Origin of the sequence: Arthrobacter sp. AZCC_0090 (assembly GCF_014207375.1) — a bacterium.
In the GTDB taxonomy this organism is placed as follows: domain Bacteria; phylum Actinomycetota; class Actinomycetes; order Actinomycetales; family Micrococcaceae; genus Arthrobacter.
In genome coordinates this window covers 1-18506 of record NZ_JACHEE010000007.1, presented here as the reverse complement: position 1 = coordinate 18506, position 18506 = coordinate 1, and the positions used below count along the sequence as shown (strand labels likewise).

The following is an 18506-nucleotide window of genomic DNA, read 5'->3' as shown; positions in this document are numbered from 1 at the left end:
CCGACGGGCTACTAGTTCTTCTGGGTGGCCGCCGTTTTGAGGGACGCCAGGCCCTTTTCGAAGTCGCCGCCCACCATCTTGTCCATGTTCATGAACAGCGCGAAGACTTTGCCGAGGCCCTTGTTTTCACCCGTCATTGTCCAGGTGACGCGGGTGCCTTCGCCCTCGGGGACGAAAGTGAACTCCGTGGGGTTGACGGCCTTCATCGGCTTGGTGAATTCCAGGCGGATATCGATCTTGCCGGGCTCCTCGGAGCCGACGATTTCCATGGTTCCGGTGCCGGCCTTGTTGTTGCCACTCCAGGCATACTTTGCTCCGACGCCGGATTCGTTGCCCGAGTAGCTGCGGCTCAGCTTGGGGTCAACCGCCTCCCAAGGAGACCATTTGGTCCATTCGTGGAAGTTGTTGACGAGGGGGAAGATGTCCGCGGGATCCGCGGCGATCAGCGCATTGCGGGTGACTGTAAAGGGTGCCATGTGCATATCGTACGGCTGTTTGGCGAGATCGTGGGTCCGGTCCGTGTGCTGCGAAGGGGGAGGGGCTTTTCCACATAGGCGGGGTGGACTATGGACACTGGTTTCGCCGTCGGCAAACATGGATCGGGAGGGACGGTTTGCCAAAGTTGAGCATAGTAGACTCAACTTTGAGAAACAGCCATCTTCCCGAAAGGAGCTCTTCCATGGACGTCAAATTCACCACCAAGAGCCAGGAGGCTCTTTCCGCGGCGGCCATGAACGCCTCCACCGCGGGAAATCCCCAATTGGAGCCGGCCCACCTGCTCAAGGCGCTCATGGACCAGCGCGAGGGCGTCGCCGTCGCCCTTTTGCGCGCCACCGGAGCGGACCCGGACGCGGTGAGCGTGCAGGCGAGTTCGGCGATCAAGGCCCTGCCGTCGTCGTCGGGCAGCTCCGTGCAGCAAGCGCAGCTTTCCCGTCCGTCCATGCAGGCTATTCAGGCCGCCCAGAACGAGGCGGAAAAGCTCGGCGATTCCTTTGTGTCTACCGAACACCTCCTTTTGGGGCTTTCTGCCGGAAGCGACGCCGTAGGAAAGCTACTGCGCGACGCCGGCGCGTCCCATGAGGCGCTCCTCGCCGCCCTGCCGGGTGTCCGCGGCGACCGTAAAGTCACCTCACAAGACCCGGAAAATACTTTCCAAGCGCTGGAGAAATACGGCACCGACCTGACTGCCGTGGCGCGCTCCGGCAAGCTGGATCCCGTGATCGGACGGGACAGCGAAATCCGGCGGGTCGTCCAGGTGCTGAGTCGCCGTACCAAGAACAATCCAGTGCTCATCGGGGAACCCGGCGTCGGCAAGACCGCCGTCGTCGAAGGGCTCGCCCAGCGCATGGTGGCCGGGGACGTCCCGGAAAGCCTGCGGGGCAAGACCCTGATTGCGCTGGACCTCGCTTCAATGGTGGCTGGGGCCAAATACCGCGGCGAATTCGAGGAACGCCTCAAAGCGGTGCTGGAGGAGATCAAGAACTCCAACGGTCAGATCGTCACGTTTATCGACGAAATCCACACCGTGGTGGGCGCTGGTGCCACGGGCGAAAGTGCCATGGACGCCGGCAATATGCTCAAGCCCATGCTGGCCCGCGGCGAGCTCCGGCTCATCGGTGCCACCACCCTGGACGAGTACCGCGAAAACGTCGAGAAAGATCCGGCACTGGAACGCCGCTTCCAGCAGGTCTACGTGGGTGAGCCGAGTGTGGAGGACACCATCGGTATCCTCCGTGGCCTCAAGGAACGCTATGAGGCCCACCACAAAGTAGCGATCGCGGACTCCGCATTGGTGGCGGCCGCAACGCTCTCCAACCGCTACATCTCGGGCCGCCAGTTGCCGGACAAGGCAATTGACCTCGTGGACGAGGCGGCGTCACGGTTGCGCATGGAGATCGATTCCGCTCCCGAGGAAATCGACCAGCTCCGCCGCGCCGTGGACCGTCTCACCATGGAGGAGCTGGCCCTCGCCCGGGAGACTGACGCCGCCTCGGTGGAGCGCCTCGCAGCCCTCCGCGCGGACAAGGCGGACAAGAAAGAAACCCTGTCGGCATTGAACGCCCGCTGGGAATCTGAAAAGGCCGGGCTCAACCGGGTTGGCGACCTCAAAGCGAAAATCGATGAATTGCGTTCGGCCGCCGAAAAATACCAGCGCGAAGGCGACCTTGAAGCCGCCTCGCGCATTCTGTACGGCGAGCTACCCGCGTTGGAGCGCGAGCTCAGTGCCGCGGCCGAGGAGGAATCTGCCCGGGAGGCGCGGGGCGAGGCAAAACCTGCGTTGATGGTTGCCGACGAAGTCACGGCGGACGATATTGCCGAAGTCATTTCCGCCTGGACCGGAATCCCGGCAGGCCGCATGCTGCAGGGCGAGTCCCAGAAGCTGCTGCACATGGAAGAGGAGATCGGCAAGCGGCTGATCGGCCAATCCAAGGCCGTGGCCGCCGTTTCCGATGCCGTCCGGCGCGCCCGCGCGGGCATCAGTGACCCCAACCGCCCGACGGGTTCCTTCTTGTTCCTCGGCCCCACGGGCGTCGGGAAAACCGAACTGGCCAAGGCCCTGGCCGACTTCCTCTTCGATGACGAACGCGCCATGGTGCGGATCGACATGTCCGAGTACGGGGAGAAGCACTCCGTGGCCCGCCTGGTCGGTGCTCCTCCCGGATACGTGGGCTACGAGGAAGGCGGTCAGCTCACGGAAGCGGTCCGCCGCCGCCCGTACTCCGTGATCCTGCTCGACGAAGTGGAGAAGGCCCACCCGGAAGTGTTCGACATCCTCCTGCAAGTGCTCGACGACGGCCGCCTCACCGACGGCCAGGGCCGTACGGTGGACTTCCGGAACACCATCCTGGTGCTGACCTCAAACCACGGCAGCCAGTTCCTCGTGGATCCAACCTTGGACGCCGCGGCGAAGCGAAATGCGGTCATGGCCGTGGTCAACGCGTCCTTCAAGCCGGAGTTCCTCAACCGCCTCGATGAGATTGTCCTGTTCGACGCCCTCAGCGTGGACGAACTCGCCAGGATCGTCGAGTTGCACGTGGACGAGCTGACCAAGAGGCTGCACGACCGCAGGCTCACCCTCGAGGTCACTGACGGTGCCCGCGCCTGGCTCGCGATGTCCGGTTACGATCCCGCCTACGGCGCGCGTCCGTTGCGCAGGTTGGTTCAACGCGAGATCGGCGACCGCCTGGCAAAGGAGATCCTCGCCGGACAGATCATGGACGGCGACACTGTCCTGGTGGACACCGCGGCCGACGTCGACGAACTCACCATCGAAGGGCTCGAAGCTTTGTCGGGTCCCGACGGCGGAGCTCCGGCAGGCAGCGGCCTGACGGTGAGGCGGAAGGACTAGCTGGAGCGGATGGCCGGGCTGGGACCGGGTCTGCCGGGCTACTTCTGAAGTACGGATTCCTTGAGCGTATTGCCCGAGTCCACCACGATGAAGCAGTCCACTCGGCGGTCGCCTTTATCCCAGCTGGTGGAGCTCGGGTACACGTTTTGTTGGAGCAGCACATACTTGCTGGATGCTTCGTTGAGCAGCATCGTGCGGCAGATTTCGCGGCCCTTGTCCCGCAATGCGGTGGTGCCGGGAAAAGAGTCCCCGGCCTTGTAGCGGAAAATGGCGCCCAACTGGGCGGAATGATCTGTGTTGCATTCCACAACCCGCGCATGGCTTGCGCTGGAGTCGAAGTCGGCGAAGCAATCGCCCAGCTGGTAGTCCTTGGCTGCCACGTCCGCCGGAAGGGTCCCACGGGTGGTGGACGTGGCAGGTTCGGGGCTGGCGTCGGCCACCGGACGGTTGGCCAGGGCTCCAACGAGGACCCAGATCACTATGCCGATGAGGATCAGTACAGCCAGCACGATCCCGCCGATGATGATCCGTTGCCGCGTCATGGCGTCAAGGGCGGTCCGCAGCGGGGACTCTTTTCCGTTGGTATCGGTGGACTCCGGTTCGGTTTCGCCAGGCTCCGCATTCTCCGGATCAACGCCCGAAGTCCCCGGATCCTCGTTCCCTGCGCCGGGGTCTACCGGCGACTCATCGTCGCCTGTACCGTTGTTGCCCGGGAAGGTGTTGTCCTGGCCCATGTCTGAATGTGTGCCTCTCATGCGTGTGGCCCGATATTAGGGCGACTCTACCCAAGTTTTTCATGCCAATGAATGTTGATGCTGCCAGGTGGGACTGTGACGCTGCTTTCGCGAAGGTGGTGGCAAGCAGTTGCTCCAGAAAGCATGTAATCTAGACATACGACAAATTGACCAAACATTCCGGGGCCTCACCGATCGCCAAGGTGACCACCTCCGGTCCAAGTACAAAAGGGGGTCACGCCATGGGGCGCGGCCGTCAAAAGGCAAAAGCTACCAAGCAGGCTCGGGACATTAAGTACTACTCCCCGAACACTGACTATTCGGCCCTTCAGCGCGAGCTAACGGGTCCATCAAGTCGTGCGACGAGCCGATTCGCGGATGATCCGCCGGAGCCGGACTACTCGGCTTACGAGGACAAGTACGCAGAGGACTTGGAAGACGATGACGACGAGGTAGACACCCGCCGTATCGGATAGCTGTCGCAACAATCAGGTGCCTTTCGGCATCGAGTTGCGTACCGCCGTCGTACACGAGGTCATTTGGCATCCCCGGATGCCACGCAAAACACAGAGCCCGTGGGGCGCGCCATGATTGGCGTGCTCCACGGGCTTTTTTCGTTCTCTTTTCGTAGCGGTGTCCGCCGTGCTGTAGTCGGTGATAGTGCGCTCTCGGAAGTTGTTGACAGAATGCGTTAGTGGACGCTAACGTATTAATCATGCTCGACCCACTGGAAGTTGCCGCGGAGCCGAATAGGCGGCGTCTGTTGCACATGCTTGCGGCGGGTGAGTGCACCGTGACGGAGCTGGCTGCCGAATTCACGGTGAGCAGATCCGCCGTCTCGCAGCACTTGCTGTTGCTGGAGCAGGTTGGACTTGTTGCGGCCCGCAAAGAGGGACGCAACCGTTTCTACCGCTTGGACAACGCTGGCATGAGGGAACTCCGGAAGCTTTTTGAGCAGTTCTGGACCACAGAGCTGGACATGCTCCTTGCTGACGCACAAAACTTCACCAACGACCGCCTTCCCACAACCGAGGAATCACCATGATTTACGACAAGACCGTTCTTCTTCCCCTCAACGTCGACCAGGCGTTCGAACTCATCACCCAGCCCGAAAGGCTCCGCCGCTGGCAGACGGTCGCCGCCCGCGTCGACCTGAAGGTGGGCGGCGAGTACCGGTGGACCATCACCCCGGGCCATCACGCAGCCGGAACGTTCACCGAAATCGAACCGGGCAAGCGCGTCGTCTTCACGTGGGGCTGGGAGCAGCCTGAGGCCCCGGCGGACAACGTCTCCACCGTGGCCATCACCCTTGAGCCCGCCGACGGCGGGACCACCGTGCGCCTGGTGCACGAAGGCCTTCCGACGCCGGAAGCGGTCGCCGCGCACGCCGAGGGCTGGAACCACTACCTCGACCGTCTCCTCGCCGAGGCATCCACGGGGGACGCCGGTGCCGACGAATGGGCAGCTGCCCCCGCCGATCTCAACGAACTCACCTCCGCGGACGCCACGCTTGCCATCGTGCAGCGCGTGCTGGCGAACGTCACGGACGCCGACGCGCAGACTCACACGCCGTGCGCCGACTTCAACGTGTCCCAGTTGCTTGACCACCTCGCCGGCTCGATTTCCGGCATCGCGAAGGCGCTGGGAGCCGACGTAGCGGACGACGCCGGAAAGTCGCCTGAGGTGCGCATCGCCGACCTCGCCCAGCCCACGCTGGAAGCTTTCTACCGCCGTGGCCTCGAAGGCACCATCGACATGGGCTTCGCTGAACTGCCGGCCCCGATGGTCGCCTCCATCCTCAACCTTGAATTCCTGGTCCACGCTTGGGACTTCTCCAAGGCCCTTGGCCGCGAGCTGTCGGTTGCGGACGAGCTCACCGACTACGTGGAGGTCCTCGCCCAGAACACCATCAGCGATCAGGTCCGTGCGAGCGGCAGCTTCGCCCCGGCCCAGGAAGTCGCCGAGACGGCATCCAGCCTGGAGCGCTTGGTTGCTTTCACTGGCCGCACAGTTCACGCATAGCGGGTTCCGAGGGGCCCGCGCTCGCCGACTGTTGTCAGTGTCGGACCCCCGTACTACTTTGAACGTGGTATCCGCCGGCGTATGCCGGCTACTCAACGAAGGGATAGCAATGCCGCAGGTTGATAGCTACAAGCAGGGAACTCCGTGTTGGGTGGACCTGTCGTCGTCGGACATTGAGGCTTCCAAGGCCTTTTACACTGATCTGTTCGGCTGGGAACTGGATGCAATGGATGCCGGCAACGGCGGCACCTACTACATGGCCAAGCTGCAGGACCGCTACGTCGCGGGCATGATGCAGCAGATGCCGGACATGGCTGCGGCCGGTGTGCCGTCCTTCTGGGCCAACTACCTTGCTGTCGATTCGGTTGACGAGGCCGCTGAGCGCGCGACGGCGGCGGGCGGCAACATCCTATTCCCGCCGGACAGCGTCCCCAACGGGAGCGGCCGCATGTTCTTCGCCGCCGATCCCACCGGGGCACAGGTTGGCTTCTGGGAAGCGGGCAACCACCACGGCGCCGGGTTGGTCAACGAGCCGGGCACGGTGGTCTGGAGCGAACTGCAGACGAACGACGTCGCCAAGGCCGTAGCGTTCTATGAGGCAGTGACGGGATGCGCCAGCGAGACGGCTGCGGCCGGCGACCTGCAGGAGTACACGCAACTCGTAGTCGATGGGAAGTCCGTGGCCGGAGCCATGAAGCAGCCCATGGAGGGCATGCCGCCGTTCTGGATGACGTACTTCAATGTGGCCGACGTCAACGAATCCGTGGCGAAGGCGGTGGAACTCGGAGCACAGGTCTTCGCGCCTGCCTTCGATGTGCCCGGCGTCGGGCGCATGGCAGTTCTCGGCGATCCCGCTGGAGCAGCCTTCAGTGTGATGGCTAGCGAAAGCAACTAGGCCATAAACAACGAGTGCCCACCCCACTGCCGGATCGGCAGTGGGGTGGGCACTCGTTTGCGCTAAGAACCCTTAGGCGTAAGAGTTGACCAGGCGTACGGCGCCGCCGTCGACGCCCTTGGCACCCTGGACGTAGTCTGGGCCGCTCTTGTCCACGGACGCGGAATCCGCGGCAACAGTACCCATCACCCACGACGGCAGTCCGCGCTCGTTGAGGCGGGCAACGGCGGCGTCTGCGATCTCCGGCGACACGATGGCCACCATGCCGACGCCCAAGTTGAGCGTGCGCTCGAGATCGGCCAGCGGCACGTTGCCGAGCTCAGATACCAGCTTGAAGATGGCCGGCAGTTCCCAGGTGGCACGGTCAACCGTGGCCACGAGGCCCTGCGGCAGGACGCGGGCCAGGTTGGCTGCCAAGCCGCCGCCGGTGACGTGGCTGAAGCCGTGCACTGCGCCGGCTGCGGCGCCGAGGCCGGAAACCGGGAAGGCGCGGGCGAGGTCCAAGCAGTCGGCGGCGTAGACCCGGGTCGGTTCCAGGAGCTCTTCGCCCAAGGTGCGGCCGAGTTCGGAAACCTGGCGGTCCAAGGCCCAGCCAGCGTGGTTGATGACGCGGCGGACCAAGGAGTAGCCGTTGGAGTGCAGGCCGGAAGACGCCATGCCGATCACGACGTCGCCAGCGCGGACGCGGTCCGGGCCGAGCAAAGCGTCGGCTTCGACAACACCGGTCGCTGCACCGGCGACGTCGTACTCGTGCTCACCCAGCAGGCCCGGGTGCTCAGCGGTTTCGCCACCCACCAGGGCGGTGCCTGCCACGGAGCAAGCGGCCGCGATGCCGCGGACGATGTCCGCGATGCGCTCGGGGACAACCTTGCCGCACGCGATGTAGTCGGTCATGAAGAGCGGCTCTGCGCCGACCACCACGATGTCGTCCACTACCATGCCGACGAGGTCGAAACCGATGGTGTCGTGGATGTCCATGGCCTGGGCGATGGCAACTTTAGTGCCCACGCCGTCCGTGGACGTGGCCAGCAGCGGCCTCTTGTATGTGAGCAGCCGGGAGACGTCGTACAGGCCGGCGAAACCGCCGACGCCGCCGAGCACCGAGCTGTTGTGGGTCGCCTTGACAGCGTCCTTCATGAGTTCGACGGCGCGGTCGCCCGCTTCGACGTCGACGCCCGCGGACGCGTAGGTGATACCGGTTGTGTTCTCAGCGGCGGGGGATGCGGAGGTCATACAGACTCTTTCTTATCGGCGTCAGTCAGCAGGTTCTCAAACTCGGCGTCGGGTCCGGGATCGCAGCCCGTGGCACCGGGCTTGTTGGCGGGGTCGTCCGACGTCGGCAGCCCGCCGAGGTCGGTGCGCTCCAGGAGGTTCTTGCCCAGTTTGTCCGAACCCGGGAGTTCGATGGGGTACCGGCCCGTGAAGCAGGCAGTACAGAGGCGTTCGCGGGGCTGCTGGGTGGCGCCGATCATGCCGTCTTCGGAAATGTACGCCAGCGAATCTGCGCCAATGGCGTGGGAGATTTCCTCGATGGTGGCACCATTGGCGATCAGTTCAGCGAGGGAGGCGAAGTCGATGCCGTAGAAGCAGGGCCACTGTACGGGCGGGGAGGAAATCTTGATGTGGACGGCTGCGGCGCCAGCCTCGCGGAGCATCCGGACGATGGCACGCTGGGTGTTGCCGCGGACGATCGAGTCATCCACAACCACCACGCGCTTGCCGCGGATCACGGATTCGAGGGCGTTGAGCTTGAGCCGGATGCCGAGCTGGCGCAGGGTCTGCGAGGGCTGGATGAACGTACGGCCCACGTAGGAGTTCTTGACGAAGCCATGCGCGAACGGGATGCCGGATTCCTCGGCGTATCCGACTGCGGCAGGGGTGCCGGACTCGGGGACGGGGATGACGATGTCCGCTACCTGGGTGTTTTCGCGGGCCAACTGGCGGCCCATCTCCACGCGGGACTCGTACACGGAGCGCCCGGCAATCGAAGCGTCGGGGCGCGCGAGGTAGACGTACTCGAAAACGCAGCCGGCCGGCGTCGCCTCCGCGAAGCGCTGGGAACGGACGCCGTTCTCGTCAATGGCGATGAACTCGCCGGGCTCGATCTCGCGGATGAAGCTCGCGCCGACCGTGGCCAGGGCGGACTGCTCCGAGGCGACAACCCAGCCGCGCTCAAGGCGGCCAAGGCACAGGGGGCGGATGCCGTAGGTGTCTCGCGCTGCGTAGAGGGTGCCTTCGTCCATGAAGACGAAGCAGAACCCGCCGCGGATCTTGGGCAGCAGCTCGAGGGCGGTCTGTTCGAGGGTCTTGCCTTCTTCGCCTTCGAGGAGGGCGGTGACCAGGGCGGTGTCCGAGGTGTTGCCCTGCTTCATTTCGCCGGTCAGCTGGCCGCCGTTGAGCTCGAGGATCATTTCCCTGAGTTCAGCGGTGTTCGTCAGGTTGCCGTTGTGCGCAAGGGCAACGGTTCCGGTGGCAGTCGCACCGAGGGTGGGCTGTGCGTTGGCCCAGTGGCTCGCTCCGGTGGTGGAGTACCGGCAGTGGCCGACGGCGAGGTGCCCGGTGAGGGTGTTCAGCGTTGTCTCGTCGAAGACCTGGGACACGAGGCCCATGTCCTTGTAGACATTGATGCGCTTGCCGTCACTGGTAGCAATACCAGCCGATTCTTGTCCGCGGTGCTGCAGCGCATACAGCCCGTAATAGGTGAGTTTTGCTACTTCTTCGCCCGGCGCCCAGACCCCGAAGACGCCACAAGCGTCCTGAGGTCCTTTTTCGTCGGGGAGAAGATCATGAGAAAGTTTTCCGTCGCCACGTGCCACTGGTCAATTGTCGCATGATGTTGGCGTGGTATTTTCCCTCACGCGTCTTTGTGACCGGGATCCTATGCTTCGGCGTCGTCCTCGTTTGAGTCCGGCACGGACTCGACGACGGCGCGCTGGGCACGCCGCACGCTGACCTTGTCCAGGACAAGCGCAGCGACCGCGCCGAGAAGTACGCCGCCGGCGGCAAAGGCCACCAGGAAGAAGCCGAAGACTGCGCCGCGATCGAAGCTGGCATCGCCGGGGAGGCCGTATGCCACGAAAGCGGCGGCGATGATGCCAGCAACCCCGCCAAGCGCCAGGAACGGAACGAACTTGGGGGCTCGGCGGACCGTGATCCCGCGGCGTTCAGGGCCGCCGTCGTGCGCGGTGCCATTCTGCGCCGCGCCGTTCTTTGGCGTGCCGCTGGCAGTGTTCGAGTCCTCAGAAATCATGCCTTCCAGCCTACCGTCCTCAGACTTTGGCTTGTGGTCTGAAGTCAGACCATTGACATATTGATGTGAAGTGGGTCACTATCGATGCGAGCGGTGTCGGCCCGTTCCCCCTCCGTTTAGAAAGAGAATAATCATGAGTGATCGTTCTACGGCAGCGAAGGTGCAGGCTGTGCAAGACGCAGATGCTGCGGCCCTCGCCGAGCTTGGCTACAAGCAAGAGCTACATCGCGGCATGTCCGGCTTCTCCAACTTCGCAGTCTCGTTTTCCATCATTTCGATTCTCGCTGGCTGCATCACCTCCTTCAGCATCGCGCTCAAATCCGGTGGCCCGGCCGCCATCAACCTGGGTTGGCCACTGGTTGGCGTCCTGGTCCTCTGCGTGGCACTTTCCATGGCCGAGGTCTGTTCGCGATACCCCACGGCCGGTGGACTTTACTTCTGGGCCGGCAGGCTCGCCAAACGGAACAAGCGGGCCTGGGCCTGGTACGTTGGCTGGTTCAACTTCCTCGGCGAGGTGGCCGTCACGGCCGCAATCGACTTCGGTTGCGCCACAACAATGATGGCTTTCGCGGCACTGACATTCGGCGTCGAGCCCACCGCCGGCGGAACATTCGTCCTGTTCGTCGTCCTCATGATCATCCACGCCCTGCTCAACAGCTTCGGCGTCAAGATTGTCAGTTTCCTGTCCAATGTCTCTGCTTGGTGGCACATTGTTGGTGTGGCAATTATTGTGGCGGCGCTGTGGATCATGCCCACGAGCCACCAATCCTTCGACTGGACAATGACGGCGTGGCACAACGAAACCGGCTTCACCTTCGGGCCGTATGTCTTCCTCATGGGCCTGCTCATGTCGCAGTACACCTACACGGGCTACGATGCTTCGGCCCACGTTGCCGAGGAGACTAAAAACGCTGCCATCGCAGCCCCCAAGGGGATTGTCATGAGCGTCGTGGTCTCCATCATCGGCGGTTGGATTCTGCTCTACTCGCTCGTCGCTGCAATCCCCGACGGGTCCGAGGACGGCCTGACCGCCCTTGCCGCGACATCAACAGGCTTGCCGCCGGCGCAGATTTTCCTCGATGCGCTGGGCAACCCCGGCGTAGCGAAGTTCCTGCTCGCCATCGTGGTGGGCGCACAGTTCTTCTGCGGCATGGCATCAGTGACGGCCAACTCGCGCATGACCTACGCCTTCTCCCGCGACAACGCGCTGCCGGGATCCCGCATCTGGGCCAGAGTCAACGCCCGGAGCGGCACCCCCACGAATTCGATTTGGCTTTGCGTCGGCTGTGCGATTGTGCTGGCTTCGCCGGCCCTGTTCAACACCACCGCCTATTTTGCCGTGACGAGCGTCGCCGTCATTGGCCTCTACATCGCGTACATCACCCCGGTGTTGCTCCGAAGGCTCAACAAGAGTTTCACCCCTGGCCCGTGGCATCTGGGCAAGTGGAGCCCCGTCATCAACTGGATAGCGATCGTGTGGGTCGCCATCATCGTGATCCTCTTCGTTCTTCCGCCGGTCGCAGATATCACCATCGACACCTTCAATTACGCACCAATCGCCGTTGCGGTGGTCTTCCTCCTTGCCACCGTGCTCTGGTACACCACGGGGCGCCGGACGTTCATGACAAGCGCCGAGCAGGAACACCTGACGATCGACGCCGATAAGCTGCTCAACTAGCACACCCGCGGGCCGCCCTCGTTTCTCCGCCGGCGGCCCTCCCAACAAGGAAGGCCACCATGTTGTTCGCCGAACCGATTGAGTCCCCCCTCCTGGAGACGGTCTTGCTTCCCGCGCGCGGACACATGGCCTTCGAATCGTGTGTGGAGCACTTGGGGTCCGCCATTCAGTTGGGCATCTTCAAAACCGGCGAGCGCCTACCGCCGGAACGCGACTTGGCCGAGCGCATGCAGGTCTCCCGAGCGACGCTGCGGGAAGCGATCAGCGCATTGCGCGCAGCCGGTTTCGTCACGACCGTTCGCGGAAGGGGCGGCGGCACGATCGTCGAACCGGTCGGCAACGCTCGCCCGCCGGAGCGCCTTGACAACAAGGACCGGCAGGAAGAGATCAGTGACATCCTCATCTTCCGTTCGGTGATCGAACCGGGAGCCTGCCAGCGCGCGGCCTCGATGCGGCTGAGCGAGGACCAGCGCCGGCTTCTCATGGACTCGCTGGCCGAGGTTGAAAATGCGGGTTCACCGGTGGAATACAGGCAAGCAGATGCCCGCCTTCACCTGGCTTTTTCCGCCGTTGCGGGATCGTCCGAACTCAACAAGGCGAGCACCACCATCCAGACAAAGATCCACGAATTCCTGGCGGAAATCCCCTTTCTGCAAAGAAACATCGAACATTCAAACCAAGAACATCGATTGATCGTGCAGGCCATCCTCGACGGCGAGCCTGCAGCGGCCCGAAGCGTCATGGAATTGCATTGCGAGTCCACTGCCGCACTACTCAAGGGACTACTGAAATGAGCAGCACCATGAACGACATTTCGAACACAGTTCACCCCCGCAATGACCGTATGCTCACCGTTGAGCAACTCAAAGCGCAGATTGCCGAAGGCCTCATAGACACCGTGATTCTCGGCTTCACCGACATGCAAGGGAGGCTGCAGGGCAAGCTCCTTCACGCGCAGTTCTTCCTGGATTCCGTCCTGGACCACGGAACCGAAGGCTGCAACTACCTCCTCGCCGTTGATACCGAAATGAACACCGTGGATGGCTACGACATTTCTTCGTGGGAGAAAGGCTATGGCGACATGGTCTTCGACATGGATTTGGACACCATCCGGCTCCTTCCCTATCGCGAGGGAAGTGCGCTGATCCAGTGCGATTTGTCCATGACCGACGGCACTCCGGTCTCCGTTTCGCCGCGCGCCATGCTCAAGCGCCAGGCCGGGAAGGCTGCCGGGCACGGCTGGAAGGCGCTCGCCGGTACAGAGCTTGAGTTTGTTATCTACAATGACTCCTACGAGCAGGCGTGGGACTTGGATTACAAGCACCTCACTCCTGCGAACCAATACAACGTGGACTACTCGCTCTTGGGATCCGGCCGGGTGGAGCCGTTGCTTCGCCGGATCCGGAATGAGATGTACGCGGCTGGCATGACCGTGGAATCCGCCAAGGGCGAATGCAACTTTGGCCAGCACGAGATCGCGTTCAAGTACGACGAAGTCGTGACCACTGCGGACAACCACTCGGTCTACAAGACCGCGGCCAAGGACATCGCCCATGACATGGGCCAGTCCATCACGTTCATGGCCAAGCCGAACGAGCGCGAGGGCAATTCCTGCCACATCCATTTGTCCCTTCGTGGGCTGGACGACGAGCTGGTTTTCTGGGACAAGGCCACCGGCGCCCGGACCAAGACCTACGATCACTTCATTGCGGGCGTGCTGGCCACGATGCGGGAATTCACGCTCTTCTACGCTCCCAACATCAACTCCTACAAGCGGTTCGTCAAAGGCTCGTTCGCTCCGACGGCGGTGGCCTGGGGCCTCGATAACCGCACCTGTTCGGTGCGCCTGGTGGGCCATGGCCAAAGCGCGCGGTTGGAAAACCGGCTGCCGGGCGGGGACGTCAACCCGTATTTGGCACTGTCCGCCATGCTTGCCGGCGGTCTCTACGGAATCGAAAATGAGCTCGAACTCGAACCGGCAACAATTGGCAGCGCTTACACTTCGGGCGCTCCCACTGTGCCGACTACCATGCGGGAGGCCCGCGATTTGTTCGCCAACTCCGTGATCGCCAAGGAGGTCTTCGGCGAGGAAGTGGTGCGGCACTACGTGAACTACGCCGACGTCGAGCTGGCAGCTTTTGAGTCCGCCATCACGGACTGGGAGCTCCGCCGCGGTTTTGAAAGGCTTTAGGAGCAATGACTGAGAATCAGACGCCCGCCCCGGCTCCGGAATCAGTCCGGCGGCCTCGGATTGCCCTGACCACCTACCTCCAAGGTGCGAAATGGGGGGTTTGGGACGCGTCAGCGGCGGTGCTGCCGGCGACATATTTGGAGGCCGTCGTGGCGGCCGGAGGAACGCCCCTCCTCCTGCCGCCTATCGGCACTGATACTTCCGTACTTGACCTGGTGGATGGCCTCATTGTGGTGGGAGGGGCCGACGTCGATCCTGGAAACTACGACGCCGAACCCCACCCAAGCACTCGCAGCCAACCAGAGCGGGACGAGCACGATATCGCCCTGACGCTTGCCGCGTTGGAGAAGGGAATTCCGCTTTTCGCGATCTGCCGCGGTGCGCAAATCCTCAACGTAGCCTTGGGCGGAAACCTCATCCAGCATGTGCCGGATGTGCTGCCCGAGGCGAACTATCAACCCGCACCTGGGGTCCATGGCGAAGTTGACTTCGGTACTCGGCCGGGGAGCATCATCGCGGAGCTACTGGGCGAACGGGCATCGGCGCCTGTCTATCACCACCAAATCCTGGACCGGGTGGCTGAGGGGCTTTGCGTCACGGCCTACGCAGCAGACGGCACGATTGAGGCTGTTGAGTCCGTTCAGGGAAGCTGGGCGCTTGGAGTTCAATTTCACCCGGAACAGAACCCCTCCGATCTGCGCCTCTTCGAAGGATTCATCGAATCCGCCAAGAGCTACCGGGACGGCGAACCCTTCACTAGCCGCCTCGACTCATCCACGCAGTTCAACCCAACAGAAAAGAGCTGGGCGTGAGTGCCACAACTTTTGACATCATCAATCCGGCCACCGAGGAATTCCTTCAAACTGTTGAACTGGCTTCCCTTGCGGAGACTGACGCCCTGATTGCCCGCGCGGCGGCCGCCTTTGAGTCGTGGAGGAGAGTGTCGCCGTCGGACCGGGCACTGCTCTTGCGCCGGTTCGCGGCCGCCGTCGACGCCGATCTGGAGAACCTCGCGCAACTGGAAGTCCGCAATGCGGGACATACTGTCGGCAACGCCCGCTGGGAAGCGGGCAATGCGCGCGACGTTATCAGCTACTACTCGGCGGCTCCCGAGCGGCATTTTGGGCGGCAGATCCCCGTTGCCGGCGGCCTCGATGTGACGTTCCACGAACCGCTGGGCGTCGTGGGCATTATTGTGCCTTGGAACTTTCCCATGCCGATCGCGGCGTGGGGCTTCGCTCCGGCGCTCGCGGCAGGCAACACGGTGGTACTCAAACCCGCGGAACTTACGCCACTAACGGCGATCAGGCTGGGTGAGCTGGCGCGCGAGGCCGGCCTGCCCGACGGCGTGCTGACCATCATCCCGGGAAAGGGCTCCGTGGTGGGGGCGCGCTTCGTCAGCCACCCTGCCGTGCGAAAGGTTGTCTTTACCGGGTCTACCGGGGTCGGCAAGCAGATCATGGCCGGCTGTGCCGAGCAAGTGAAGCGAGTGACGCTTGAATTGGGTGGCAAGAGCGCGAACATCGTGTTCGCCGACGCCGACCTTCAGGCCGCGGCCGCCGCAGCTCCCGGCGGCGCGTTCGACAACGCCGGCCAGGACTGCTGTGCCAGATCCCGGATCTTGGTGGAAAAATCGGCCTACGATGCTTTCTTGGAACTCTTGGAGCCTGCTGTTCGGGCTGTCAAAGTTGGCGACCCGGCTGATGAAAGTACCGTCATGGGGCCGTTGATTTCCGCCCGGCAAAGGGACACCGTCGCAGGCTTCGTGCCTTCGGGAGCCCCTATAGCCTTCCAGGGCGAGGTGCCCGAAGGGCCCGGTTTCTGGTTCCCGCCCACTGTTCTGGCTCCCGACTCCTTTGACGATCCGGCGGTGCGTGAGGAGATCTTCGGACCCGTCGTCGTCGTCGTGCCCTTCGACGACGAGGCGGACGCTGTACGGATTGCCAACCACACCGAATACGGCCTCTCCGGGTCCATCTGGACCCAAGACATTGGCCGGGCCTTGCGCGTGGCCCGCGGGGTGGATGCCGGAAACCTCTCGGTCAACTCCCACTCGTCGGTGCGGTATTCGACGCCGTTCGGCGGCTTTAAGCAATCGGGCCTAGGCCGTGAGCTGGGACCTGACGCGCTCGATTCCTTCAGCGAAGTCAAGAACGTTTTCATCGCGCACTGACCCACCAAACTTTGGAAGCCCCATCATTCAAGGAGAGATCACCATGACCGAATTCATTTCAAACCGACTCAAGGACCGCACAGCAGTCATCACCGGCGGTGGCAGCGGGATCGGCTTGGCCACCGCAAAGCGGTTCGCCTCGGAAGGCGCCAACGTGGTCATCGCCGATATCGATCCGGCAGCTGGAGAGGCAGCCGCAACTGCCGTCGATGGCATCTTCGTGAAGGTCAATGTCACGGACGAGCAGGAAGTCATCGACCTCTTTGCCGCAGCCAAGAGCCACTATGGCAGCGTTGATATCGCGTTCAACAACGCGGGTATTTCGCCGCCGGACGATGCATCCATCCTCGATACCGGAATCGACGCCTGGCGCCGGGTCCAGGAGGTCAACCTGACCAGCGTCTACTACTGCTGCAAGTACGCGCTCCCGTACATGCTGGAGCAAGGCAAGGGCTCCATCATCAACACCGCGTCATTTGTGGCCGTGATGGGTGCGGCCACGTCACAGATTTCATATAGCGCTTCCAAGGGCGGCGTGCTGGCGATGACCCGTGAGCTGGGTGTTGAGTTCGCGCGCAAGGGTGTGCGGATCAACGCGCTGTGCCCCGGCCCGGTCAACACCCCGTTGCTGAAGGAACTCTTCGCCTCCGATCCGGAGCGGGCCGCGCGCCGTTTGGTCCACGTGCCCTTGGGCCGTTTCGCGGAGCCTGAGGAGCTGGCCGCTGCGGTCGCCTTCCTGGCGAGCGACGACGCCTCGTTCATTACCGCGTCGACCTTCATGGTTGACGGCGGTATCTCCGGAGCCTACGTCACCCCGATCGACTAGTTTCCCTTCATTTCCGTCGATTGCCCCGCCGGTTCCTGGCCGGTGTGGGCCCACGCCGGCGAGGGCCCCCGCCTGAGCTTGCGAAGGCCGGGAGCCGGTGGGGAGCAATCGACGGAAGGACTAGCTTCCTCGATACGTCGAGAACGCGAAGGGGCTGAGCAGGAGCGGCACGTGGTAGTGCTCGCCGGCGTCGGACACCGTGAAACTCAAGTCCACCTCGGGGAAAAAGGTGTCGACGCCTTGCGCCTTGTAATACGGACCTGTGGCGAAGTTCAAACGGTAGCTGCCGCCGTCGACTTTTTCAGGACCCAGGTCCTTGATCCGGCCATCCGCATCGGTGGTGCCGCTAGCAACGTGCCGCCAGTTGTCGCCGTCGCGCACTGAGAGAACGACGGCGACGCCAGCCGCCGGGCGTCCGGAACCGGTGTCCAGGATGTGGGTGGTTATCTGGGAAACGCTCATTTGTTGGTCGCTCCTTCGCTAACGCTGGTTTCGCTGATCACGCCGGCAATTCGCAGCAACGCGATTTCGCGCAGCTGGCCAGCCACAATGATGTCCTCTTCTTCCGCGGTGTGGGTGAGCCGTTCCTGGAGGGACGCCAGGATTTCCTCGGCTGTCCGGCCCGCGGCGCGGATCAGGAAGACGCGGCCGAACTTGGCCTCATACTCACGGTTGCCCTCGGCCAAAGCGGTGACGACGCCGTCGTCGCTGGGGTCGACGCCGGCCTGCTCGGAGCGGGACATCGCCGCTTCGGTGGTCTGGGCCTTGGGCCGTTCGCCGATCCGCGGGTGGTGGGCCATCGCCGCGGCCACTTCGTCTGACGTGAACGGCTTGGCGGTTTCCCGGGCGAAGCCGAGCAGGGAGTCCAGGCTGCTGAAGGGGCGCGCGTCGGCGATTTGCTCCACCCAGCGCTGGATGTCGAGGCATGGACGGAGGACGTCGATGGCGTCCGCACGGTCCACGCTGTTGAATACTTCAAGCTGCATGCTTGTTCATTCCTCGTGCGAGTGCTGGCATCCATGGTGTTGGCTATGCGGAACTCCGGCGATTCCTGCCGGATGGGCTTGTTTCGTTGGTGCGCGTCTCCGCGTTCCAGACCTTCCGCATCATGGAACTGTTATTTCAGCATACGTAATAGTGAATCCAAAGTCCGCCGTGGTGTCAAGAGAATACCGCACCCCGGTCCGCCGTTTCCCGAAACGCTCGCTCACCTTTGGTGCCGTCTCCCGAAACGCTCGCTCACCTTTGGTGCTGATTACCGAAACGCTCGCTCACCTTTGGTGCTGATTACCGAGGCGGATTCAAGTGGTCGTTGCAACACGTCCTTATGCTGCTGATTCTTCCAGAATTCCTTGGAGGGCTTGGGCGGGGGTTTTCCAGCCGAGGGT

Annotated in this window: 18 protein-coding genes; 11 read left to right on the top strand and 7 right to left on the bottom strand. The window is 63.1% G+C overall.

Annotated elements, in window-relative coordinates; genetic code table 11:
- Nucleotides 1-11 precede the first annotated feature (11 nt).
- Nucleotides 12-476, bottom strand: coding sequence for an SRPBCC family protein (locus tag HNP00_RS12340; protein ID WP_184739471.1), 465 nt, complete (start codon nt 474-476; stop codon nt 12-14).
- A 203-nt stretch (nt 477-679) separates the two neighbouring features.
- Between HNP00_RS12340 and clpB the strand changes: the two genes are divergently transcribed.
- A complete protein-coding gene (gene clpB / locus HNP00_RS12335; RefSeq protein WP_184739469.1) occupies nt 680-3349 on the top strand; it encodes an ATP-dependent chaperone ClpB in 2670 nt (889 codons plus the stop codon).
- Nucleotides 3350-3387: 38 nt separating this feature from the next.
- On the opposite strand, the gene HNP00_RS12330 is transcribed toward clpB, so the two are convergent.
- Nucleotides 3388-4104 (bottom strand): septum formation family protein, encoded by a 717-nt coding sequence (locus HNP00_RS12330; RefSeq protein WP_260404945.1) that lies wholly within the window; start codon nt 4102-4104, stop codon nt 3388-3390.
- Nucleotides 4105-4325: 221 nt separating this feature from the next.
- Between HNP00_RS12330 and HNP00_RS12325 the strand changes: the two genes are divergently transcribed.
- The 4 genes from HNP00_RS12325 (at nt 4326) to HNP00_RS12310 (ending at nt 7000) form a co-directional block, all read left to right on the top strand.
- Nucleotides 4326-4559 carry a DUF3073 domain-containing protein gene (locus tag HNP00_RS12325; protein WP_184739467.1) on the top strand — a complete coding sequence of 78 codons (234 nt, stop codon included), beginning with the start codon at nt 4326-4328 and terminating at the stop codon, nt 4557-4559.
- Nucleotides 4560-4798: 239 nt separating this feature from the next.
- A complete protein-coding gene (locus tag HNP00_RS12320) occupies nt 4799-5128 on the top strand; it encodes a helix-turn-helix transcriptional regulator (protein WP_184739465.1) in 330 nt (109 codons plus the stop codon).
- Entirely contained in the window at nt 5125-6105 is a 981-nt protein-coding gene (locus HNP00_RS12315) for a TIGR03086 family metal-binding protein (RefSeq protein WP_184739463.1), read from the top strand. The genes HNP00_RS12320 and HNP00_RS12315 overlap by 4 nt, the downstream gene beginning before the upstream one ends.
- Before the next feature lie 109 nt (nt 6106-6214).
- Nucleotides 6215-7000, top strand: a complete 786-nt coding sequence (locus HNP00_RS12310; RefSeq protein WP_184739461.1) for a VOC family protein — start codon at nt 6215-6217, stop codon at nt 6998-7000.
- Between the two features lie 72 nt (nt 7001-7072).
- On the opposite strand, the gene purM is transcribed toward HNP00_RS12310, so the two are convergent.
- The 3 genes from purM to HNP00_RS12295 form a co-directional block, all read right to left on the bottom strand.
- Nucleotides 7073-8233: a phosphoribosylformylglycinamidine cyclo-ligase gene (purM, locus tag HNP00_RS12305; protein ID WP_184739459.1), complete on the bottom strand. Its 1161-nt coding sequence runs from the start codon at nt 8231-8233 to the stop codon at nt 7073-7075.
- On the bottom strand, nt 8230-9816 hold the full coding sequence (gene purF / locus HNP00_RS12300) for an amidophosphoribosyltransferase (protein WP_184739457.1): 1587 nt from the start codon (nt 9814-9816) through the stop codon (nt 8230-8232). Before purF ends, purM begins: the two co-directional genes overlap by 4 nt.
- A 62-nt stretch (nt 9817-9878) precedes the next feature.
- Nucleotides 9879-10250, bottom strand: coding sequence for a hypothetical protein (locus HNP00_RS12295; protein ID WP_184739455.1), 372 nt, complete (start codon nt 10248-10250; stop codon nt 9879-9881).
- 133 nt (nt 10251-10383) lie between these two features.
- On the opposite strand from HNP00_RS12295, the gene HNP00_RS12290 reads away from it, so the two are divergent.
- From HNP00_RS12290 to HNP00_RS12265, 6 genes are read left to right on the top strand one after another with little or no spacing between them, the layout of a single operon-like run.
- Nucleotides 10384-11928 (top strand): amino acid permease, encoded by a 1545-nt coding sequence (locus tag HNP00_RS12290; RefSeq protein ID WP_184739452.1) that lies wholly within the window; start codon nt 10384-10386, stop codon nt 11926-11928.
- Between the two features lie 59 nt (nt 11929-11987).
- Nucleotides 11988-12722 (top strand): FadR/GntR family transcriptional regulator, encoded by a 735-nt coding sequence (locus tag HNP00_RS12285; RefSeq protein WP_184739450.1) that lies wholly within the window; start codon nt 11988-11990, stop codon nt 12720-12722.
- Nucleotides 12719-14119: a glutamine synthetase family protein gene (locus HNP00_RS12280; protein WP_311770572.1), complete on the top strand. Its 1401-nt coding sequence runs from the start codon at nt 12719-12721 to the stop codon at nt 14117-14119. The genes HNP00_RS12285 and HNP00_RS12280 overlap by 4 nt, the downstream gene beginning before the upstream one ends.
- 5 nt (nt 14120-14124) lie before the next feature.
- On the top strand, nt 14125-14931 hold the full coding sequence (locus tag HNP00_RS12275; RefSeq protein WP_184739448.1) for a gamma-glutamyl-gamma-aminobutyrate hydrolase family protein: 807 nt from the start codon (nt 14125-14127) through the stop codon (nt 14929-14931).
- On the top strand, nt 14928-16292 hold the full coding sequence (locus HNP00_RS12270; protein ID WP_184739446.1) for an aldehyde dehydrogenase: 1365 nt from the start codon (nt 14928-14930) through the stop codon (nt 16290-16292). Before HNP00_RS12275 ends, HNP00_RS12270 begins: the two co-directional genes overlap by 4 nt.
- Nucleotides 16293-16335: 43 nt before the next feature.
- On the top strand, nt 16336-17118 hold the full coding sequence (locus tag HNP00_RS12265) for a 3-oxoacyl-ACP reductase (RefSeq protein WP_184739444.1): 783 nt from the start codon (nt 16336-16338) through the stop codon (nt 17116-17118).
- Nucleotides 17119-17238: 120 nt separating this feature from the next.
- Here HNP00_RS12265 and uraH read toward each other — a convergent pair whose 3' ends face one another.
- Both uraH and uraD read right to left on the bottom strand, forming a co-directional pair.
- The gene (uraH, locus tag HNP00_RS12260) at nt 17239-17580 is read right to left on the bottom strand and encodes a hydroxyisourate hydrolase (RefSeq protein ID WP_184739442.1); all 342 of its coding nucleotides are present in this window, start codon (nt 17578-17580) and stop codon (nt 17239-17241) included.
- Nucleotides 17577-18104, bottom strand: a complete 528-nt coding sequence (gene uraD, locus HNP00_RS12255; RefSeq protein ID WP_184739440.1) for a 2-oxo-4-hydroxy-4-carboxy-5-ureidoimidazoline decarboxylase — start codon at nt 18102-18104, stop codon at nt 17577-17579. Before uraD ends, uraH begins: the two co-directional genes overlap by 4 nt.
- Nucleotides 18105-18506: the final 402 nt, after the last annotated feature.